This is a genomic window from Myroides oncorhynchi (genome assembly GCF_020905415.1).
Taxonomy (GTDB): Bacteria; Bacteroidota; Bacteroidia; order Flavobacteriales; family Flavobacteriaceae; genus Flavobacterium; species Flavobacterium oncorhynchi_A.
Genome location: NZ_JAJJMP010000001.1, coordinates 1,019,650 through 1,043,495 on the forward strand (window position 1 = coordinate 1,019,650; position 23,846 = coordinate 1,043,495).

General features: G+C 34.2%; 18 protein-coding genes. 13 read left to right on the plus strand and 5 right to left on the minus strand.

What is annotated here, in order from left to right:
* Positions 1–72: 72 nt before the first annotated feature.
* The 4 genes from LNQ81_RS04500 to LNQ81_RS04515 form a co-directional block, all read right to left on the minus strand.
* A complete protein-coding gene (locus LNQ81_RS04500; RefSeq protein ID WP_229944978.1) occupies positions 73–786 on the minus strand; it encodes a hypothetical protein in 714 nt (237 codons plus the stop codon).
* Positions 776–2,158, minus strand: coding sequence for a RagB/SusD family nutrient uptake outer membrane protein (locus LNQ81_RS04505; RefSeq protein WP_229944979.1), 1,383 nt, complete (start codon positions 2,156–2,158; stop codon positions 776–778). Before LNQ81_RS04505 ends, LNQ81_RS04500 begins: the two co-directional genes overlap by 11 nt.
* A 12-nt stretch (positions 2,159–2,170) precedes the next feature.
* Complete coding sequence (locus LNQ81_RS04510) at positions 2,171–5,422, minus strand: SusC/RagA family TonB-linked outer membrane protein (protein WP_229944980.1); 3,252 nt, start codon at positions 5,420–5,422, stop codon at positions 2,171–2,173.
* Between the two features lie 162 nt (positions 5,423–5,584).
* A complete protein-coding gene (locus LNQ81_RS04515; protein WP_229944981.1) occupies positions 5,585–6,715 on the minus strand; it encodes a FecR family protein in 1,131 nt (376 codons plus the stop codon).
* A 551-nt stretch (positions 6,716–7,266) separates the two neighbouring features.
* On the opposite strand from LNQ81_RS04515, the gene LNQ81_RS04520 reads away from it, so the two are divergent.
* The 11 genes from LNQ81_RS04520 (at position 7,267) to LNQ81_RS04570 (ending at position 20,990) form a co-directional block, all read left to right on the plus strand.
* Positions 7,267–7,848: an RNA polymerase sigma factor gene (locus LNQ81_RS04520; RefSeq protein ID WP_229944982.1), complete on the plus strand. Its 582-nt coding sequence runs from the start codon at positions 7,267–7,269 to the stop codon at positions 7,846–7,848.
* 874 nt (positions 7,849–8,722) lie between these two features.
* Complete coding sequence (locus LNQ81_RS04525; RefSeq protein ID WP_229944983.1) at positions 8,723–9,208, plus strand: acyl-CoA carboxylase biotin carboxyl carrier protein subunit; 486 nt, start codon at positions 8,723–8,725, stop codon at positions 9,206–9,208.
* A gap of 2 nt (positions 9,209–9,210) precedes the next feature.
* A complete protein-coding gene (gene accC, locus LNQ81_RS04530; RefSeq protein ID WP_229944984.1) occupies positions 9,211–10,650 on the plus strand; it encodes an acetyl-CoA carboxylase biotin carboxylase subunit in 1,440 nt (479 codons plus the stop codon).
* 5 nt (positions 10,651–10,655) lie between these two features.
* Entirely contained in the window at positions 10,656–12,197 is a 1,542-nt protein-coding gene (locus LNQ81_RS04535) for an acyl-CoA carboxylase subunit beta (RefSeq protein WP_229944985.1), read from the plus strand.
* A gap of 95 nt (positions 12,198–12,292) precedes the next feature.
* Entirely contained in the window at positions 12,293–12,901 is a 609-nt protein-coding gene (locus tag LNQ81_RS04540) for a DUF4190 domain-containing protein (protein ID WP_229944986.1), read from the plus strand.
* A gap of 101 nt (positions 12,902–13,002) precedes the next feature.
* On the plus strand, positions 13,003–13,683 hold the full coding sequence (locus LNQ81_RS04545) for a DUF2625 family protein (RefSeq protein WP_229944987.1): 681 nt from the start codon (positions 13,003–13,005) through the stop codon (positions 13,681–13,683).
* On the plus strand, positions 13,683–14,177 hold the full coding sequence (locus LNQ81_RS04550) for an SMI1/KNR4 family protein (RefSeq protein ID WP_229944988.1): 495 nt from the start codon (positions 13,683–13,685) through the stop codon (positions 14,175–14,177). Before LNQ81_RS04545 ends, LNQ81_RS04550 begins: the two co-directional genes overlap by 1 nt.
* Before the next feature lie 152 nt (positions 14,178–14,329).
* Positions 14,330–14,812, plus strand: coding sequence for a hypothetical protein (locus LNQ81_RS04555; RefSeq protein ID WP_229944989.1), 483 nt, complete (start codon positions 14,330–14,332; stop codon positions 14,810–14,812).
* Positions 14,813–14,989: 177 nt separating this feature from the next.
* Positions 14,990–15,370: a hypothetical protein gene (locus LNQ81_RS04560; RefSeq protein ID WP_229944990.1), complete on the plus strand. Its 381-nt coding sequence runs from the start codon at positions 14,990–14,992 to the stop codon at positions 15,368–15,370.
* Between the two features lie 102 nt (positions 15,371–15,472).
* Positions 15,473–19,822 (plus strand): CusA/CzcA family heavy metal efflux RND transporter, encoded by a 4,350-nt coding sequence (locus LNQ81_RS04565; protein WP_229944991.1) that lies wholly within the window; start codon positions 15,473–15,475, stop codon positions 19,820–19,822.
* A 4-nt stretch (positions 19,823–19,826) separates the two neighbouring features.
* Positions 19,827–20,990, plus strand: coding sequence for an efflux RND transporter periplasmic adaptor subunit (locus tag LNQ81_RS04570; RefSeq protein WP_229944992.1), 1,164 nt, complete (start codon positions 19,827–19,829; stop codon positions 20,988–20,990).
* 68 nt (positions 20,991–21,058) lie between these two features.
* Here the strand turns inward: LNQ81_RS04570 and LNQ81_RS04575 are convergent, their stop codons facing one another.
* Complete coding sequence (locus LNQ81_RS04575; RefSeq protein ID WP_229944993.1) at positions 21,059–21,427, minus strand: hypothetical protein; 369 nt, start codon at positions 21,425–21,427, stop codon at positions 21,059–21,061.
* A 428-nt stretch (positions 21,428–21,855) separates the two neighbouring features.
* On the opposite strand from LNQ81_RS04575, the gene LNQ81_RS04580 reads away from it, so the two are divergent.
* Together LNQ81_RS04580 and blaMUS are read left to right on the plus strand one after the other, a co-directional pair.
* Positions 21,856–23,019: a pyridoxal phosphate-dependent aminotransferase gene (locus tag LNQ81_RS04580; protein ID WP_229944994.1), complete on the plus strand. Its 1,164-nt coding sequence runs from the start codon at positions 21,856–21,858 to the stop codon at positions 23,017–23,019.
* Positions 23,020–23,042: 23 nt separating this feature from the next.
* Positions 23,043–23,783: an MUS family subclass B1 metallo-beta-lactamase gene (gene blaMUS, locus LNQ81_RS04585; protein WP_229944995.1), complete on the plus strand. Its 741-nt coding sequence runs from the start codon at positions 23,043–23,045 to the stop codon at positions 23,781–23,783.
* Positions 23,784–23,846: the final 63 nt, after the last annotated feature.

Sequence of the window (23,846 nt, forward strand, 5' to 3'; positions counted from 1 at the left end):
AGTACAATGTATTGTATTAGTAGGACTAAAAAAAGTAGTAAGTATTTAATTGTGATTTTATGCATAATTGGTTTAGAGAGAGAGGTTAATGATAGTGTCATTCTTAGGGCTAAGATGTACTGAATTCTTCGATAGTGCTAGAATGCTTAAGATATTGCCCTTTGGAATTGTAATGGAAAATTCTCCTTTGTTATTAGTTAGATGATAAAATGCAATCCCCAAAGTATTATCAATAAAAGCAGGACCTATATCAACATTTTTGAGTGGACGATTTGTTTTTTTGCTATAGATATGTCCTGATACTTGTATTAAAGTATCAGGATCAGAATCTTGTAGGTTTTTTTTAAAATTGAGTTCAAGCTCAGGGTATTTACTAAAAAGCTTTAAGTAATTGTTTATTGCTAAAGAGTCTTGTGTTACTTGTATATCTAGTGTTTTACTTTTAGTTATATTACTATAAGTATATTTTTTATTATTCCTTCCGTATAGGATAGAATTTGGGATAAGAACTAAAGTGTCTCCTTTTTGTATTTTAATTTTATAGTATCCTTTTTTATTGACATAAGTTTTGACATTATCGCCATATGCGTTTAATGTGTCATTCTTCCATTGCCACTTATTTTTTATATTCATAGTGGTAATACCTAGTGGTGGAGTAGAAGTGTTTTCTAGAGTAACTTTTCCTTTAACAATGATACTGTTGTTGAATCCACAAGAGGTAGTAAGCATAAGTAATATAAAAGCTATCGTTAATGAAATATTGGTATAGCAATATTTAGTATCCATGATTGTTTGGGTTTAAGTTTTTGTTGATTAATAGTTGTTTTTCAGGTATAGGGAATAATTGATGATAATCAAGCCAATTTGTTTTAGTAGATTTTAATTGATTTAGTTTTTCAAATCTTTTAAGAGTGAAAAATCGTTGACCTATTTCTGTAAAAAATTCCCTTTGACTTTCATCTAGAAATACCTGTTCAAATTCGTCAGAGCTTAGAGCAGTATCTATAGGTTTTACTCCTCTTACTTGTCTTATCTTATTTAACTCAGTGATAGCTTGTAATCGTTTATTTTGAAAGAACAAGCTCTCAATGTAAATAAAATAAACGTGTTCAATTCTATAGAAAATGGAATATTCGTCTGTGTTATTCGTCTTGTTCTTGTATTTAAAAGCAGTTAAAAATTTAGTATTGTTAACCGTAGTACTCTTTATCCAATTTTTTAACCTTAAATCTTCAGGATCGAATTTATTTATCAGTTCTGTACTAATGGCTGTTGTATTGGCGCTTAAAGCTGTAAATATGTAGGCATTTGCTTCTGGAGTGATATTAGTTTCAAGATGTGGACTAAGTTGCCATAGAGTACTTTTAGATGTTTTTTTGAATGTATTATTTAGGTCTGATTCGATTTGATAAAGCTTGTTGTCGAGTATGTTTTGACAGTACTGTTGTGCTAGATCGAATCTCTTCTGTAAAAGGTAGTTTTCTGCCAGTAGCAATTCAACAATAGCTTTATTGATGTGAAATTTGTTTGCTGATCTATATTCATACGTTAAGTATTGATGTGCAATAAGAAGATTTTTTTCAATTTCTAAAAGAACTTGATTATAAGGCGTTTTGTTAATGTTTGTGTTGAACTTATAATCAGTAGTTAGAGTATAGGGAATATCACCGTATAATTGAATAAGGTAATGGTAGTGTAAAGCTCTTAAAGTGTACGCCTCGCCTAAGAAAGGTTCTTTTAGTTTTTGTTCAATGTATTGGGATTGAGTTAAACCTTCGATAAAGGCATTAATTTGGTAAATATTTTGATAGGCACTATTCCACCAGTTTGCTGTTTCTGGGCTATTGGGTTGAATAGAGTTTATATAAAAATTGCTTGTAGAAGTACCTACATAATTAAGTTCATCAGTGTATAGACTCAGTCCATGACTAACGCCATTTGTGTTTTTAGTTATAAAATTTTTGTCTCGAACATTTGTATAAAGTTGTGATAATGCAGATTTTACACTAGATACATTTTTGAAAACGTCTTGTTGATTTACTTTGTTATCAGGTAAATCAACATCTACTAATTGGTCACAAGATATTAGTATGAAGTTAATTAATAATAGTAATATGCTATATGTGAATAGTTTTTTATGTGATATTGAATTGTTCATAATATGATTAGATTAGAAGGTTAATTGCATTCCCATTGAATAGGTTTTTAAAGGGGGTAAGTATCCAAAAGTTGTAAACTCAGGATCCATTCCTTTGTATGAGGTAATAGTCCATAGATTTTGTCCTTGGAAGTATATTCTCAAGGATTCAATTTTGACCTTCGGAATTTTTAAAACATAAGAAAGAGATATGTTTTTCAATCTTATAAAGGATGCATCACTTATAGAATTAGAACTTTCTCTAAAAGGAGAGCTCAGTGCTTGATTCTCTGGTTTATTATAAAACGCTGATATATATTGAGCATTTAGGTTTTCTTTTGTCCAACGATCTACCATTTGTACAGGTAGATTATTTATTGCTCCACCCGGTGTAGCGTAATAATTGTTTAGGTTGTAGTTTTCTTGTTTTTTAAAATAGAATAAGAAATCAAGGGTAAAACTCTTGTAAGAAACTGTATTTTGTATTCCTCCAAAGAAAGAAGGATTAAGGCTTTTAACAATCTTTTTGTCTTCGACATTAATTTTACCATCATTATTAAAATCAGTAAATTCGTACATACCAGTTTCTGGGTTTATTCCTTTGAACTCGTAGAGTTTTATAATATTAATTGGTTTGCCAACGATATACGAACTACTTTGAGTCCCTTGTTCAAGACCAGGATAAGACACAAGTTTGTTTTTGGGAATAGAAAAATTAATGTTTGTAGACCAGTTCCAATGTTTATTGGATATGTTTTGTGTATTTACAGTAAACTCCCACCCTCTATTGTCTACAATTGCAGGGAAATTTGTTAATATCGAATTGAATCCAGTTGTTGTTGGAAGAGTTAACCCTACTAGTTGATCTGTAGCTCTATTATTGTAATAGGCAATAGAAGAATGGATACGATTGTTAAAAAGACTAAACTCTAAAGCAGATTCAAATTTGGTTGTTTTTTCCCATTTGTAATCGGGGTTGTAGAGTGCACTAGGAAACAAACCAATTTCCTTGTCGTATGAAGTGCTATTTACACTATAAGTATCAAGGTAAGCGTAATCTCCTATATTATCACTACCCGTAACTCCATAACTTAGACGTATTTTCCCAAAACTTAGCCAATGTACATCTTTAAAGAAGTTTTCTTCAGAAAACAACCAAGCTGTTCCTATTGCTCCAAAATTGCCGTATCGATTATTTTTAGCGAACCTACTAGAACCATCTCTTCGAGCAGTTATGTTTAAAATGTATTTATTGTCATAGGTGTAGTTAAGACGTGTAAATAGAGAAGCATATTTATAGTGAGCAGTAGCAGAATTACCAATGTACTTTTCTTTTGCTGCACTTATATTTTTAATCATAGCATCTGTTGTAAAATTACGACCCGTTAATTGCAAAACAGTTGATTTAGAACCTTGAAAAGTCCCTCCAATTAGAAAATCAAGGGTGTGTTTGTTTAGCTTTGCTTTATATTGTAATTGTGGTTCAACTATAAATGAGGAGAAATCTTGATTAGCCTTGTGTGCTTCAGAATTCTCACTTGTTCTTCCAAGAGCTGGATTAAAAATTGTGTGTGGTATAAGCTTATATTCTTCCAAGTTGTTATTTGAAATACCTGCATTTACTTTAAAAAATACGTTGTTGTATATTTGGTAGGCTGCATTGCTATTAATAACAAGTGTTTTGATGTTGTTTTCATAAGTTTGATTTAACTGTGCTAAGGGATTAATAAAGGTTCCGTTTTGCCAGTTTAAATCGCCATTTTCATTAAATAAAGCTGGTGCATTAGGAGCTATAGATAAAGCTTGTTTTGTTAGGTCTAAAGTAGGTAAGTTATTTTCTTGAGTAGAGTATGAACTAGAAGCGTTTAATTTGAATTTATTGTCTTTACTAAAGTGATTAAGTGCAAGTAGTATATTGTTTCTTTTGTAACCTTTGTCAGTTGGAAACACAGTTGTATTTTCATTGTGAGAAAGATTAATATTGAACATTGTGTTATCAGTCCCTCCATTAATTCCAAGAGAAATATTTTGATCAATAGCAGTATCGCCGATAAGTTCTTTTTGCCAATTGGTATATCGGTTAGTATCCCAAGTTTCATTAAGGTCATACGCATTAACAGGATATGAGGTAATACCACTATTTTCAAAGGCTTCTTTTCGCATCTGTAGATATTGCTCTGTGTTCATCATATCCATAAACTTGGCAACTTTGCTAAAGCCTATAGATGAAGATACTGTAAAACGCGTTTTGTCTGGTTTGCCTTTTTTAGTTGTAATAAGCACCACTCCATTAGCCCCACGTGATCCGTATATAGCCGTAGCATCTGCATCTTTTAATATTTCTATACTTTCTATATCACTAGGGTTTATTGCATTTAAAGCAGAAATACCACCTTGTAATATTTCAAGTCCCAAACTACCATTGTTAATACCTAATGAGTTTGATATAAAAGGCACACCGTCAATTATAAACATAGGACTGTTTCTTCCAGAGGCTGAATTTCCAAGAAAATTCCTTCCTCTTATTTCAACGTACATACCTCCACCTGCGACACCGCTATTTTGGGTAATGTCAACTCCTGCAACTCTACCCTGTATAGCTTGCAGAGGATTCACCACTGGCTGAAACTCGATATCTTTAGCTGTTACGCGTGCTATACTTCCTGTTCGCTCTCTATCTTTTACAGAGTAGTAACCAGCATTAATAACCACTTCATCTAGATCAGTAGTGCTTGCTTTCATTACTAAGTCTATCTTATCCTGTGCCTGTACTAGGACTTCTTGTGTTCCATTTCCTACGAATGTAAACACTAGCGTGTCCCCCACACTCGCTTTAATGCTGTACTCTCCCTTATCATTGGTTAAGGTAGCTTTAGTAGAGCCTTTTATCTGCACGACAGCACCAGGCAGCACGCCAAATTCATCGCGTACTACTCCCGTTATTTGACGAGAAGGTTGTTCTGCTACAACCTTATGAGAAGTCAATGCACTTTTACTCAACACCACTTGATTATTCATTACTACATACTTCACAGCAGATTTGTCGAATAGTTTTTTTAGAACCATATCGATACTCTCCTCTTTTACCTGAAGTATTTTCTTTTCTGTAAGATTGATCTCTTTTACGTTATAGATAAAGCGATAATCAGAAGACCCCTCGATGATATCGAGTACTTCATTTAAAGAAACATTGATGACATCCACAGATATCTTTGTCTGCGAATAGGTACCTATGGCAAACAAATTCAATGCACATCCGAAAAACAAAACAACTGATATTTTCATTTTTAGATCAAATTTGAGGAGTGGAAGTTTCCTCTCCTTAAGTAAATAATTTTTCATAAATTTGGATTAGTTAAGGGTTGTTACTATTAAGTAATAATCATGTTATAGACACTAGTCATGTTGCCGCATAGCTAGTGTCTTTTTTTGTTGGTTATATAAAGGTTATTTAATGATAATCTTATTGTCTTTGATAGTGTATTCTATAGCGAGTACTTCATTGAAGTAAACCAATACTTCTTCTATCGTATTGTTGTTAAACGAAGCGTTGAATACTGTTGTCTCTAAGTTTTTATTCTTATTGACTATCTCTACATTATAAGTGCGTTCTAGACTTCTAATAATTTGTCCAAAACTCTGTTTTCTAAAGACTAATTCGCCTTTCATCCACGATAGGTAAGCTCTAGTATCTACCTGTTCTACAGCGATCTGTTGGCTTGTTCTATCTAAACTTGCTTTTTGCCCTGGGACAAGATCAATATACTTGTCTAAAGATGCGATACTGGCGAACTGAACCATCCCTTCTGCTAACACGACAGAAGTCAATAAATCGTCTTTATAAGCTGAGTACAAAAACTTAGTTCCCACTACTTTTATTCTTGCTTCTTTTGACACTACATAAAATGGTTTGTTAGCATCTTTTTGTACATCAAAGTATACCTCTCCTTCTACAACTACCTCTCGTGATGCTAACTGATTAAATGAAGTAGGAAACTTTATTTTAGAACCCGCATTCAGAAATGCTTTAGTACCATCTGCTAGTATTACAGAGAACTTCTTACCATAAGGAACATTTAGTTCATTATATTCTACCACATCGTTATCCGCATCCACCTTCATCATATCATCTTCTATTTGCGCGATGCGATTGCCATGTTCATCATAGACAGTCTCATTATCTGTTGCGTCTATCTCAGTGCGATTCCCTTTAGATGATATAAGCGTTATCGCTTGCTCATCAATAACTAGGACCTCATCTTGCTGTATTTGATTGTTAAATACGTAAATAGATCCTAAACCTAAGAATACTGTACAAATAGCCGCTGCCCACAGTATTTTTTTCTTTGTTCTCTTTCTCTTATCTCTCTGTATAAAATGTTGTAAGCGAAGAATTGTACGTTTTTTATCATACTCTTTCAACAAGTTATCTAGAACAAAATCGTTCTCGATCATGCGTTCAAGAACTTCTCGTTCTTCTTCATTCTTTAAAAAGAGTAAAAGCTCTTGCTCCTCTTCTTGACTAATTGTCTTTGAAATATATTTCAACAATAGTTCTTCACTTCTTTTCTGTACCATTTCATAACCTTTTATACCTTTAATACGATTGATATTTTCAATACCCTACGTTTTTTTAAGAAATATTTTTATTTTTTTTAATAAAATTTTTATAGGTATAAAAAAGCTACTCCTACTTCCTTCAGGAAAAGGAAGTGGAATAGCCAACTTAATAATGTCCTTACCCCAATGACAGACTCTCTTATTATATCAAACAGGTATACTATAGCGTGCTAACTAATCTTAAAAATAAAATCAAACCCCTTACTAGGTCATTTTTTTGCTATAAACTAAAAAGACCTCTCTCTTTAGTGTATTGTTTTGTTTTTTATAACAAGTATAGTCCCAATGTGTGCGTTTTGTTGTATAAAACATTCACAGTTTATAAGTAATAAAAAGAATTCTTATTTAAATGAGCTTATAAAGGTTAAATACACCTTTTACTAACATTTTTTATATACTTTTGGATTTCAACATTTAATCCCAAAGTTTATTATTCATTTGTCATCTTATAGTTAGTAACGTTGCATTTTTAAACAACCCTATCTTATTATTTATTTTTTTAATTTAATATGAAACCCGTTGCCACAGATACCGAACTTGTAGAGAAGATCATTTTAAGCAATGAACAGGCTTTTACCACATTGATAGACCGATACCATCATCGTCTATGTGTCTATGCGCATAAATTAATAGGCAGTGAGGAAGCAGAAGACCTTGTTCAGAATGTCTTTATGAAGATATGGGTAAAAAGAACGAAGTTAAATGCTGAGCAGAATATCAAAAACTTCTTATATAAAGCTGTCTTTAACGAATTTATAGATGCTTATCGCAAGAATAAGAAACTCGAACCTCTTGAACAGAAATATATAAAAGTCCTAAATGACTATGTAGAACACCATTCTAACGATGACTTGGAGTTCGCTATAAAAGTCATGCAACAAGAAATAGATAAACTACCCGAAAAGAGTAAGGAGATATTCATTATGAGTAAACGCCAAGGACTGACTAATCAGGAAATAGCTGACTACCTTGACATTTCTATTAAGACAGTAGAGTCACATATCTCAAAAGCATATACAATCCTTAAAACAAGGATAGGCAAGAATATGGAGATTCTTCTATTTATGCTATTTGGAAGAGCTTCTAAGTAAGTACCTAAAACTTCTAATAAAGGCTAGTTCTGGATAGAACTAGCCTTTATTAGACATTCTTCCCTTCCACATATACTACTTATCCTTTTTATAGATGTCACACCTAGATGTCTTCAAACATTCTGTGGCGCATATATTGATGAAATAATCAGCTATATAAACCATATATACTTTCAATATAATTGTTCTACTTTTTTCTAATTTATCAAAATAACTCCCCTCTAAAAGGCCATAAATTATAATTCTAGTGCGCTTTTTTTATTAAAATAGCTACAAATCCCCTTCCTTCAATTAAAAAACCATAAAAAATAAGTTTTTTTTTAAAAACCTAAATGAAATTAAACAACTAACAATCAATATATTATCAAAAATGCACTTACACAAGGTTTACTATAACAAACACCTCAACCCTAGTAAAACAAGGCTTTATTCGTAGCTTATTGGACAATTCTAGGACAATAAGTCGAGAATACTGGAGTAAAGGGCACTTTTTCCCAACAATTCTCCTTTTATACTTCTACTATTCTCCTCTAACTAACCATTAAACCAAGAATCAACATTAGCTAGATACTACATTGCAATTCTATTTCATAGATATTTCATTAGCTCTATAACCAAACTACAGTATGATTTTTTCACTGATTCAGAGCTATTTTGTATAACAACTTTTCGTTTATATGTCTATCGCGGAATCTGGATTTAAAAAACAATTCTCCTTACTGACTACAAAACAAATACTATCTCAAAATCGCAAAACAGCACACAAAACAGTAATAATTTTCTCTCATTTGGTTTAAAATTAAATTATCAATAATTATTATTTAAATATCACACATTTATCTATATTTACGAATACCAAAAACTAAAATAAATAATGAATAAAACGTATCAATTAAAAGTAAATGCAGATACTGTTTTTGAGAGTAATGATTTACTACAACAAGATATAAATGTATCTGCAGTAGAATCAGCTGTGTTCCACGTACTCAAGAATAACAGATCTTATGATGTTGAAATTTTAGACAACCAATTTACAGAGAAGAACTACACTGTAACGGTTAATGGAAATAACTATTCTGTTAATATCCAAACCGAACTCGATAAACTAATCAATCAACTTGGTTTCTCCTTGAACTCTACTAAGCAGGTTAATTCTGTAAAGGCTCCTATGCCTGGTCTTATCCTAGATATTTTGGTAACAGTAGGTCAAGAAGTAGCTGAGAATGACAATTTATTAATTCTAGAAGCCATGAAGATGGAGAACAACTTATCTTCACCACGAGCTGGAATTATTAAATCTATCAACATCGCTAAAGGCGCAACTGTTGATAAAGGATTAGTTTTAATTGAATTCGAATAATCATGAAAAAAATATTAGTTGCCAACCGTGGCGAAATAGCTGTTCGCATCATGACAACAGCCAAAAAGATGGGGATAAAGACAGTAGCTGTTTACTCTACTGCTGACCGTTTAGCTCTACATGTTAGAATGGCTGATGAAGCTGTTTGTATTGGAGAAGCACCATCTAATCAATCTTATTTATTAGGGGATAAAATCTTAGAAGTTGCAAAATCACTTCACGTAGATGGTATTCACCCCGGATATGGGTTTTTAAGTGAGAACTCAAACTTCGCAATTGCATGTCAGAAAGCTGGAATTACCTTTATTGGTCCTGATACTCATGCTATAGAAGTTATGGGAAACAAATTAGCAGCTAAAGATACTGTTAAGGCGTATGACATCCCAATGGTTCCAGGTTTAGATGAAGCGATTACAGATGTAGCAAAAGCAAAAAACGTGGCTAAAGAAATAGGATTCCCTATTCTTATCAAGGCTGCTGCAGGTGGTGGTGGTAAGGGAATGCGTGTGGTAGAGAATGAAGTAGAATTCGAAAGTCAAATGCAACGTGCTATTTCAGAAGCGACTAACGCATTCGGAGATGGTTCTGTGTTTATAGAAAAATATATAGGTTCGCCTAGGCATATAGAGATTCAAGTATTAGCTGATAATCACGGACATGTAGTACACCTCTTTGAAAGAGAATGTAGTATTCAACGCCGTCACCAGAAAGTAATCGAAGAAGCTCCATCAGCAGTGTTAACTCCTGAAGTGCGTAAAGCGATGGGAGAAGCAGCTATCAAGGTAGCCAAATCATGTAACTACTCTGGAGCTGGTACAGTAGAGTTCTTAATCGATGAGAACTTAAACTTCTACTTCCTAGAAATGAATACACGTCTACAAGTAGAACATCCTGTGTCAGAATTAATCACAGGCTTAGACTTAGTGGAGTGGCAGATAAGAGTCGCACGAGGAGAGCAACTTACTTTCACACAAGAAGACCTTAAGATCAAAGGACATGCAATGGAAGTACGTGTATATGCAGAAGACCCTCTAAATGACTTTCTACCTAGTGTGGGTAACTTAGAACAATATAAATTACCTGTAGGACCTGGTATCCGTGTGGATAATGGTATAGAAGAAGGTATGGATGTGCCTATTTATTATGACCCTATGCTTACCAAACTAATCACTTATGGTGATACACGTGAAGAAGCAATAGAGATTATGATTAAAGCTATCGACGAGTTTAAAGTGAAAGGAATTAGTACAACATTGCCATTCGGTAAATTCGTAATGAAGCATGAAGCATTCAGAGAAGGACACTTTGATACGAACTTCGTTAAGAAATATTACAATGCTGAATTAATTAAAGAAGAAACTAAAGATGAGGCAGAGATAGCAGCATTTATTGCTCTACAACAGTATCTGGAAGATCAAAAACAACTTCGCTTACCAAACTAAGAACTATGAATCCGAAAATAAATAAATTACAAGATATACAAGCTCAAGCTAAACTCGGCGGCGGGCTAAAAAGAATAGATACCCAACACAGCAAAGGAAAACTTACTGCTCGTGAACGTGTAGAGTACTTACTAGACGAAGGTTCTTTTGAGGAAATTGGCATGTTAGTAACGCACCGTACTACTGACTTCGGTATGGATAAAGAAGTTTATCATGGAGATGGTGTAGTCACTGGATATGGTACCATCAATGGTAGACTAGTCTATGTCTTTGCACAAGACTTTACCGTATTTGGAGGTGCTTTGTCAGAGACTCATGCTGAGAAAATATGTAAAGTGATGGACATGGCTCTTAAAATGGGAGCGCCGATGATCGGACTAAATGATTCTGGGGGAGCACGTATCCAAGAAGGAGTGCGTTCTTTAGGAGGATATGCAGATATCTTCTACCGCAACGTACAAGCATCAGGGGTAATACCTCAACTATCAGCTATTATGGGACCATGTGCAGGTGGAGCAGTATACTCACCAGCAATGACAGACTTCACGATGATGGTAGAGGGGTCTAGTTATATGTTCGTAACAGGACCAAACGTAGTAAAAACTGTAACCAATGAAGAAGTAACTTCAGAAGAATTAGGAGGAGCAAGTACTCACTCTACTAAGTCTGGGGTAGCACATACTACATCTCCTAACGACGTAGCTTGTTTAGAAGATGTAAAAACATTGTTATCTTATATGCCTCAGAATAATACGGAAAAACCAATGAGTCTTCTATATACTGTAGGAGAAGAATATAGATACGAATTAGACAATCTAGTACCAGAAAGCGCAAACAAACCTTATGATATGAAAGATGTAATCGGACATATCATAGATAAGGACTCATTCTTCGAAATTCACAAAGATTATGCAGAGAATATCGTCGTAGGATTTGCAAGACTTGGAGGAAAGAGTATTGGTATTGTAGCGAATAATCCTATGTTCTTAGCAGGGTGCTTAGATGTGAATAGCTCAATCAAAGCAGCTCGTTTCACCCGTTTCTGTGATGCGTTTAATATTCCATTGTTAGTGTTAGTAGATGTACCTGGGTTCTTACCTGGTACTGATCAAGAGTGGAATGGTATTATCGTACATGGAGCTAAGTTACTATACGCATTAAGTGAAGCCACAGTGCCTAAAGTAACCGTAATTACACGTAAAGCTTATGGTGGTGCTTATGACGTAATGAACTCTAAACACATCGGAGCAGATATGAACTTCGCTTGGCCAAATGCAGAGATTGCAGTAATGGGAGCAAAAGGAGCAAGTGAGATTATCTTTAAGAAAGAGATATCAGAAGCGGCAGACCCTACAGCTAAATTGGCAGAAAAAGAAGCAGAATATGCAGACAAATTTGCCAATCCATACAGAGCTGCACAACGCGGCTTTATAGATGAAGTAATACTTCCTAACGAGACACGTAGAAAATTGCTAAAAGCATTCTCTATGTTGGAAAATAAGGAAGTTAATATGCCAAATAGAAAACACGGTAATATACCATTGTAATAAAATAAACTTAGCCCTTTAGATATTCTCTAAGGGGCTTTTATTTTTTTTGTTAAATACTAACTATATTTGATAGACGTTAAAAGTCTATCGCTATGCAAGAAGATAAGAATTTAAATAAGCAATCTGATCACAGCAGATTCATGCCTCCTGGTATGTCTAAAGAATCTCTTCAAGAAGTCGTTAATACTAAAGACGAGATGAGTACACTGAATATGGATAATACAGATATAAATATATCTACAGAATATCCTATTATAAATAAGCTCGAGTTAGAAGTAACACATCAGGAAGAACTACCTACTCTTATAGGTTTGCCTACTGACTTACTTAACCCAGCTCCTACCGACCGAGATCAAAGTAGTCAAATATCGACTCCCTACCAATCTTACGAAAACTATATCCCTGGATATAACACTCCTATTGCCAGACAAGAAACTAATAATTTAGGAACTACAGGATTTATCCTTTCTTTAATAACGATTATTTTATTTTGGATTCCGATTGTAGGATGGATATTATGGTTGCTTGGAGCCATTCTCTCAATTATAGGTCTATTTAAAAAACCAAAGGGATTAGCGATAGCTGGTACAATCATTTCTGGGTTTATGCTAATCGTTATTATCTATATACTGTCTAATATTGACACATTTTTAGATTCTCTATTCACTCTATTCTTTCTTAAGTATTTTTTAGGTCAGTAACAATTACAATAAATATATTGTCTCTCTAAAAAGAGATATGCCATACCTAAAGCGGCGTCTTTAACTCTTTATTTTTTTGTATTTTAGTACAAAATTAGACAATGAGACTACTAGCAGAACTAATAAATACAGAAGACCCTGGCATAGAACTTATCAGAGAATGGCTACATGATGCCGTTAGACCTGTAGATATCTTGCCTCTACATGATAAACTAGCTGCAGAAGAAGCACTATTACAACTACAAGTAACTACTCGTTCACCTCTAGGAGCTATCACCTATGAGACAGGAGGTATACTAATAGACAAAGGATGGGTAAGAATATTAGGTGGAGGAACAGAAATGCTCCCTTCTAATTACCAATGGAATAAAAACAAAACTAGTGATAAAGCTAAGGAATACTATATCGTTGCTTATGACATCTTAGGTGGTTATTTTTGTATCAATAATGGCGCTCTCGGAAGTGATATCGGAAACATTTATTATTTTGCCCCAGACGTATTAGATTTTGAACCACTTGACATAGGTTACTCTGACTTAATTTATTTCTTTATCGCAGGTAATTTAGATCTATTCTATCAAGATTTCAGGTGGAGTACTTGGAAAGAAGATGTAGCACAATTACCTTTAAACGAGGCATATCAAATCTTTCCTCCACTATGGACAAAAGAAGGAAAGCACATTGACTCAACCTCATTAAAAGCTGTTATGGCAGAAGAAATTTACCAGGCAAACAACGAGTTTAAAAACGGTCTAGATAATATCGAAAACAAGTACATCTAATGAGCAAATTTGACCACTACACCATTATTCCTAATATTCATACAACAGAAAAAACACTTGTAATACCGAGTATTGAAGATATCAACAAGTGTGAACAAGTATTAAACTTCTCTTTTGAGGAAGATTATAAAACCTATATACTTCAATACGGAAAAGGTATACTAGGAGGAACATATATCCGTATATACCTACCTCATCACATTCTAACAAATCAAGTAGAATGGTTGGCTCGAGTAAAGGACTATTACTTCTGGGAAGAAGGCAAGGATATACTAACAAAAGAACAGGTATTCGAATCTATCTGCATTGGAGATACGCTAGATGGAGATGAAATTATCTTTTACCACGAGAATTACTACGTACTACCTCGTCAAGAAGAAAACATCTATTTATTAGGGGACAACTTGCATGATGCCGTTGAATGGTTGTGTAGCAAGGGAATATTAACAGAAATCTTTACAGAGCGAGAATTTGAACCTATCAATGAAAGCTAAAATACTTTACACAAGATAAGTTAGCACAGTATTTGCCAAGTAGTACATTATATAATATTATTTAATTAACATCTGTTCTCTTTTTAATACGCCTTATTTATCGTAAATTAGAGTGACATTAGCTATCACACAAGAACGTTTAAATCCTATATATGCAAGATAAAATACAACTTTTAGAAAAATACTTTGAAACTGAGTTATATGAAGATTTCCACTCTTTACAGAGTGACCTAGTTATTTGGGTAGATTGGAGAGAATATGATGATGCTATTGTTGATTATATTGAAAAATGCTTACAGACAGGGCATTTAAATGCAACTATAGAGGATATGCCTAATGATGAACTACAATTAAAAGTACAGTATGACAATAAGGTTTATACACATCTAATTGTAGATAGAGATGATACTATTATCTGGCTTAATCAAATACTACAACCTGATTATGAAATTCGCTTTTGCAAAATATCAGATGGTTCAGATACACTAGCATTCTTGCCACTTACTAGAGAACACTGGCATCAATTAGAAACAATTTATACTTTAGAACAGATTGAGAAACACTTTGAACACATAAACAATGAATCTGTTTTCTTCAATAAGGATTATGAATTTGACGAAGAAAGCTTCTTATAAGCCATACAATAACACACTTCTAAGAGGTGTGTTATTTGTTTACAGCACTTTCTATTAGAATTTGATTAGAAGATAACAGTATATTAACTTTGAATAAATACAAATTAGTAACTTGCGTCGTAGTTACACAAAGAATTAATAACTTTGTACTATTCAATTCGTAAACAATCCATTAAAGTGAGAAGAAAGATTGCCATATTTTTTATGATGCTATTCTTAATTTCAACAACTGAAGTAGGTCAGGTGTTGAAGTTTCCGCTATTGGTTGAACACTATATTGAGCACACTTCAAATAATCCTGAATTATCATTATGGGGATTCTTACAGATTCACTATAGTGAAAGTCATAAGGAAGAAGGGGATCCTATGGATGAGAAACTACCTTTTGTCACCCACACACATTTTGTTACTATTATAGCAATAGTCAATCCCTCACCTATCTTAAAGATTGAACGCATCAGAATAAATACTACTGATGATAAAATACACTCATTCGACGAAGATGAAGTCGAGAGTAGCTACCTATCTTCTATTTGGCAACCGCCGAAGTACTGTTAATATATTTTATCGCTATTTAGGTATAACAACCCATACATCATTGCTATGGGGGCACTTACCTATAACTATCAAGCAATTTTAACGTATTAACATAGAACTATCATGTTAAATAAAATAATTGAGTTTTCTGTAAAGAACAAACTCATCATTGGGCTATTTATATTAGCTCTAATCGGTGTTGGTACATACCAAACAACGAAATTACCTATTGATGCTGTACCAGATATTACAGATAATCAGGTACAAGTTATCACAGTGGCACCATCTTATGGAGCTACAGATATAGAACGCTTAGTCACCTTCCCTATCGAACAAGCAAACAGCAATATTCCAGGGATTAAGAATATGCGAAGTTTCTCGCGTTTCGGATTGTCATTAGTAACTATAGTTTTTGAGGAAGATGTAGATGTATATTGGGCAAGACAACAAGTCGGAGAACGCCTTAATCAAATAAAATCTGAGATACCACAAGATATTGGTCAGCCTGAATTAGGCCCTATCTCAACAGGGTTAGGAGAAATATATCAGTATGTAGTCAGAACTGAACCTGGGTATGAAGACAAATATGATCTAACAGAACTGCGATCTATCCAAGACTGGGTGGTGCGTCGTCAATTACTTTCTGTAAAAGGAGTAGCTGAAGTAAGTAGTTTCGGTGGAAAGCTAAAACAATATGAAATAGCCGTAAACTCTAATAAACTAGACTCTTATGGTATAACTATAAACGATGTATTCGCAGCATTAGAAAACAACAACGAGAATACTGGAGGAGCTTATATAGAGAAAGGTCCTACAGTGTTATATATTCGCACAGAGGGATTAGTAGGTACAATCGAAGACATTGAAAACATCGCTATTACTTCTAAGAATACGGAAGTACCTCTATTAGTTAGAGACGTAGCCAAGGTACAGATCGGACATGCCACTCGTTATGGCGCACTGACTTATAATGATCAAGGAGAAGTATCTGGAGCAATCGTTATGATGCTAAAAGGAGAGAACAGTAATGATGTTATCAAAGATGTCAAACTGAAAGTAGCCGAAATACAAAAAACTTTACCAGAAGGCGTTGTTATCGAACCTTTCTTAGACCGTACTAAAATGGTTAATAACGCCATCGGTACAGTAGAAAAAAACTTAGCAGAAGGAGCACTTATAGTTGTATTTGTCTTAGTTTTATTCTTGGGAAATATGAGAGCAGGTCTATTAGTAGCCTCAGTTATTCCATTAGCCATGTTATTTGCCATCTGTATGATGAATCTGTTTGGCGTAAGTGGAAACTTAATGAGCTTAGGAGCGCTTGACTTTGGTTTAATCATCGATGGAGCAGTCATTATTGTAGAGGCTGTTCTCCATCAGTTCTCACACAATGCGAGATATAAATCAATGAACAATCTGTCACAAGAAGACATGAATAAGACAGTGGTTCACTCTGCTTCTAAAATGATGAATAGTGCAGTATTTGGACAAATCATCATTCTAATTGTCTACATCCCTATCCTTACACTTGAAGGTATTGAAGGAAAGATGTTTAAACCAATGGCACAGACTGTTGCTTTTGCATTATTAGGAGCGTTCTTGTTATCGCTAACCTATATTCCTATGATGAGCTCATTGATTATGAGTAGAAAGGTCACTCATAAGCCAAATATATCAGAGCGTATTATGGCTAAAGTAGAAAAGGTATATCAGAATGCTTTAGTAAAAGTATTAGAAATCCCAAAGATTATCTATTCAGTTGTAGCAATTCTTTTTATTTCTGCGCTACTTATTCTATCCAATATGGGAGGAGAGTTTATTCCTTCCTTAGAAGAAGGAGATTTTGCAGTAGATACAAAAGTCCTAACAGGTAGTACATTAACCACCACGATAGAGAGTACACAAAAAACAGCACATATTTTAAAGTCACGCTTCCCTGAAGTAGAAAAAGTAGTAACTAAAATCGGTAGTGCTGAAGTACCCACAGATCCTATGCCAATGGATGCTAGTGATATGATGGTCATCTTAAAAGATAAAAGTGAGTGGACCTCAGCCGAATCATTCCCTGAATTAGCAGAGAAGATGACTAAGGCACTTGAAGAAGTTCCTGGAGTAACAGTAGGATTCCAGTTTCCTGTACAAATGCGCTTTAATGAGCTAATGACAGGGGCTAGACAGGACGTAGTAGTCAAAGTATTCGGAGAAGACCTTGACCAATTAGCTGAAATAGCGGGTAAAATAGGAGCTATTGCCAATACCGTGAAAGGAGCTACCAACCTATATGTAGAGCCGGTGACTGGAATGCCACAGCTAATGATTGAGTACAATCGTCCTGCTATAGCACGCTATAGACTGTCTATAGCAGAAATAAACCGAATCGTAAACTCTTCACTTGCAGGACAGAGTACAGGAATGGTTTATGAAGGAGAGAGACGTTTCGATATGGTCGTGCGTATGGATGAAACCAATCGAAAAAACCTTGCAGACATTCAGAACTTATTAATCCCAACTCCATTAGGTAATCAAGTACCTCTAAATCAGTTGGCATCAGTAGAGATTAAAGAAGGACCTAATCAAATACAACGTGAAAATGCTCAACGTAGAATATTCGTGGGATTCAATGTCAAAGACCGAGATGTACAAAGTATAGTAGAAGAATTACAAGGTAAAGTAGATGCACAAATTACGTTACCTACTGGATATCAAATCACTTATGGTGGCCAGTTCGAAAACTTGAATGAGGCTAAAGCCCGTCTTGCTGTTGCTGTTCCACTAGCCTTAGTACTTATCTTTTTACTGTTATTCTTTGCTTTCAGAGATATTAGAGAGTGTTTAATGATTTTCACTGCTATTCCATTGTCTATTATTGGAGGGGTATTCTTATTAGCATTAAGAGGAATGCCTTTCAGTATTAGTGCTGGAGTAGGTTTTATTGCACTCTTTGGAGTTGCAGTATTAAATGGTATTGTACTTATTGCTGAGTTTAACCGACTGCATAAATCGGGAATTAAGAACATTGTATTCATCGTTGTTAGAGGAGCTAAATCAAGGTTGCGCCCTGTACTAATGACAGCCTGTGTTGCTTCATTTGGATTCTTACCAATGGCATTGAGTAACGGGGCAGGAGCAGAAGTACAACGACCACTAGCAACAGTGGTTATCGGAGGGTTAATGCTTGCTACGTTCCTAACGTTATTTGTATTACCGCTATTATACATCACATTTGAACAAAAACTAAACTTTAGTTTTATGAAAAAGAAAAAAGCAATAGCTGCTATAGTATTATTCTTAAGTTTAGGTCTTTCTGCACAAGCACAAACGCCTATCACTTTAGAAACTGCTCTGACAACAGCTATAGAAAACAACAATAGTATACGTGCTGAAAAATTGAGAACAGAATATGCAAAAGCAATTATAAAAACTTCTACTGATATACAGCAAACAACTGTAACAGGAGAATTCGGGCAAATCAACGGCCCATACACTGACAATAAGTTTGCTATATCACAAGACTTTGCTTTTCCGACTGTTTATAATAAACAAAAAAATGTGTACAAAGCAGAATATCAACAGAGTATTTTTAATCTCAGTTTAAAAACGTTTGAGCTGAATAAAGCAGTTACTCAGAGTTTTTATGATTATATGTATTGGCAAGAAAAAGAAGCATTGCTATTAAAAGCAGATAGTTTATATGCGAATTTCTATAGTAAAGCAACCCTAAGATTACAAAAAGGAGAGAGTAATATATTAGAAAAAACAACAGCTCAGAATCAGCAACTAAGTATACAAGCTCAATTAGGAGAGGTGCAAAAAACTAAAAAACTAATTTTAGTACAACTACAATATTTATTAAACACAACAGAGGATATTATACCCTCAATGAATAATAAGAAATTAGAACTATCAAGCATAGAAAGCGATTTAGTCAATAACCCTGTTCTTCAATTAATAGAGAATCAAAAGACAATAGCGCAAGAACAGACAAAACTAGAGCGCGCTAAACAATTGCCTAACTTACAGGCGACCTATAATAACAGTAGTTTTATGGGGATGGCGGCTAATGAGGTATATTATGACAGAAGTAATCGCTTCCACGCTTTTCAAGTTGGGATTTCACTGCCCATCTTTACAAGTGGACAACGCAATAGAGTTAAAAGTGCTAAGATAGCTGAACAAGTAGCTGAAGCAGATTACACTGCAACGAAAGACAGGATGAACTCACGTTATCAACAGTTGTTAACATCACATCAAAACAATGAACAGATTCTAAACAGCTATGAAAGTTTCTCATTCAAAAACTCAGATACTATTACTAAGACAGCTCAACTACAATTCATCAATGGAGATATAAACTATCTTGAATATGTAATGCTAATTAATCAAGCAATCGAAACAGTCAACAGATACTTAGACACTCTGAAAATGTACAATGACAATATCATCCAAATCAACTATCTAACTTCTAACAACTAATATCATGATTTCTAAATATATCAATATCAGAATATTTACCTTAACTCTTGCATTAGGAAGTGCAATTCTCTTTACACAATGCAAAAAAGAACAGACTGATGAAGAACAAACCATTACTGTTGAGGAAAACATAACTACAGTCCATCTAACTGATGCACAGATGAAGAATACGACTATAGTAGCTGGCACACTAACAGAACGTAATATAGCCACTACTTTAAAGTTAAATGGTAAAATAGATGTACCGCCACAGAACTTAATATCTGTGACTAATCCTCTAGGTGGATATCTTAAATATACAAAGTTACTACCTGGTATGCATGTTAAGAAAGGGGAACTAATCGCTACAATGGAAGATCCTCAATACATACAGTTACAACAAAACTACTTAATAGCTAAAGATAAATATGACTTTGCAAAACTTGACTACAATCGTCAGAAAGACTTAAATGCCAGCCAAGCGAGTAGTGATAAAGTAATGCAGATAGCGCAAGCGGAGATGAATAATCAACGTATCACAATGAATGCTTTAGCGCAACAATTAAGCTTAATCAACATCAATCCAACATCTCTTACACATACTAATATTAGTCGAACAGTTAATATCTATAGCCCTATTAATGGTTTCGTAAGTAATGTTTTTGTCAATGTAGGTAAATATGTCACCCCTTCGGATGTGATGTTTGAGTTAATCAATCCTACTGACATACACTTAAACCTAAAAGTGTATGAGAAAGACTTAGATAAATTAGAAGTGGGACAGCGAGTAGTGAGTTATACGAATGGAAGCCCTGATAAAAAATATGAAGGAGAGATTGTACTGATCAGTATGGATGTTAATACTGATGGTATATCTGAAGTACACTGTCACTTTGAGGAATTTGACAAGAAACTAGTGCCTGGTATGTATATGAATGCCGATATTGACACTCATGCTGCAATAACTCAAGCTCTTCCAGAAGAAAGTGTTGTTTACTTTGAAACGAAAAACTATGTCTTCGTTGAAACTGCCAAGCAGACTTACGAGATGACTGAGGTAAAAGTAGGTGCCAAAGAAGATGGATACATACAGATTAACAATACGAACGAACTAGCAAATAGAAAGATTGTTACTAAGGGAGCTTACACGCTACTTATGAAACTGAAGAATACTGAAGAGGAGGAATAATCTCTTCCTATCATTATAAAAAAATGCCTTCTGATTTAGAAGGCATTCTTTTTTATTTAACTAATGGATTATTTACCCATTAAAGCATCTTGATATTTTTTACTTAAATCAGTAAGTTTTTGAGTTTGCTCTGGAGTTAATTTAGTTTGGTCAATTTTAGCAAAATCTTGAGCCATGTTAGCTATCTCCATTCCGATTTTTTGCATTTCAGCTTGGTCTTTTTTAGTAGCAGCATCAACGAACTTCTCCATAGAAGCGATGTAGTTATCCAATACAGCAGCATCACCTGTTGCAGCTGGAGCTGGAGTCTCTGCAGGAGTTTCAGCTGGTTGTTCAGTTACAGGAGCTTCTCCTTCTTTTGCAGTTTCTTTTTTCTCACCACAAGCAACAGCTAACATAGCAGCCATTCCTAACACCATAAAAGTGATTTTTTTCATAATTGTTTTTTTTATAAATTAGACATGATTTAGTTACGCTATTATTTCTTTGCATTGATTAATCGTAATCTGAAATGCTCATAACTAAATACATTGTAAAATTAACACAAATTAACCTTACATAAAACGTTTGCTTCACTAATTTATGATAATTATTTTTGATACAATAGATTGTTCTTATCACAAGTAATCCAAAAGTCTTGTAAACATTGGAAAACACACTATTTTTCACATAACAACCACAACTCGTTTTTTATTATTCAAATACCCAAATTCCACAAAAACAATAAAAAAATATTGCACTTAAGTAAAATCTCATAGGATTATATCTACTATTTGATAGATATAAACTAATTTTAAGCACTTAGAAAGTCCCAGTATAACTATTGGGGCTATTTTTTATTCAAACACACAGTAATTTATTCACTATGAACAGACGTGATCTATTAAAAATTTCAGGTACGTTGTTCGCAGGAAGTATCCTAACACAAGGATTTGCAGCAACAACAGCATTAGATTCAATAACAGACTTAGAATTATCAGGTTCTACTGATAATCCTCTATTATTACATTATAATGAAAATAGCTTAGGACTATCTCCTAAAGCAAAGAATGCTATTATTGACTCATTATCTAATGTTAATCGATATCCTGATAGCTATATTGAAGAGCTACAAAATACGGTAGCAAGTGAATTTAAAATGACTCCTAAACAAATTACACTTGGCATAGGATCTTCTGATGTGATTAGAGCCACAATTAATACCCTAGGGTATCAAGCTACTCAAAAGAAACAAAACATCCAATTAATAACTCCTGATCCATCATTCTTCTTAGCGGCTAGTCATGCAGAAGGAATGAATATATCTGTCATTAAAGTTCCTTTAGATGACGTATATTGTATGGATATCACAAAAATGAAAGAGATAGCAGATCGCTTTGATGGAGTATCTATATGTTACTTATGTAATCCTAATAATCCTACAGGTACACTTACCTCATCGACCACTATAGCTGATTGGGTAAAAGGGGCAGATCCCCAAAAGAATTTCTTTATGGTAGATGAGGCGTATGCTGAGTACATCACTGACCCCAATTTTATTAGTGGCACATCATTTATACGAGAAGGCAGAGATAATGTTATCGTACTACGCACATTCTCTAAGATATTTGCTATGGCAGGGATGCGTTTAGGATATGGTCTTTCTACAGAAAAGTTTGCAAAAGAGCTTTTACCTTTTATGGCAATACTCAATATTAGTACACCTACAGCTGTTGCAGGTACAGAATCAATAAAAGATAAATCCTTTATCCAACAAAGCAGAGGTATGAATTCTAATTCTTTAGCAATGACCACTCAAGTATTTGATGCCTTAGAAATTAAGTATTTACCTAGTCAAGGAAATTTCTTATTTCACCAAATCAAATGTGATCAAAAAACGTATATGGATGGAATGAAAAGTGAAGGCATCATTATAGGGCGCCCTTTTCCTCCCTTTATGGACTGGAGTAGAGTAACACTAGGTACTCCAGAAGAGATGAACCATTTCTTAGCTGTAATCAAAAAATTTAAAAAGAACGGATGGGTATAATCTCATTAAGAAATAAATAAACCATGTACAAAATAATTAGTGCCATAGCGATGTTAATCTGTACTACGTTAGTACACGCTCAATCTGACAAGCTAAAAATAAAACAACTCAATGATAATATGTATGTATACACTACTTATCAGGATTTTAAAGGAGTAACCTATTCGTGTAATTCGATGTACATTCTGACAGACGAAGGAGTTATTCTGATAGATACACCTTGGGATAAAGATCAGTACGAACCTCTAATCGAGTACATCAGAACTAATCATAACCAAGAGATTAAATGGGTAGTGACTACACACTTTCACGAAGATCGTTCAGGGGGATTAGGTTACTTTAATAGCACAGGTGCACAGACGTATACCTACTCATTAACAAACAAAATATTAAAAGAACGCAATGAACCTCAAGCTCAACATTCTTTTAATAAGGAAAAACAGTTTACCTTTGGCAATGAGAAGTTGACTGTATACTTCTTAGGAGAAGGACATTCACTGGATAACACAGTAGTCTGGTTCCCTAAAGAAGAAGTACTGTTCGGAGGGTGTCTGATTAAGAGTGCAGAAGCTACTACTATCGGTAATATAGCTGACGCCAATGTAAAAGCTTGGCCTAAGACTATCGAAGCAGTAAAGAGAAAGTTTAAGAATGCTAAAGTCATTATACCTGGACACGACGAATGGGATATGACAGGGCATATCGAGAATACTGAGCGTATATTATCAGAATACAATCAACTACATTCAACTAAAAACGATTAATTAATATAGTAAACCAATAAACTTTAGGATATTAACACTAAAATGCCAATGGCAGAGTTTCTA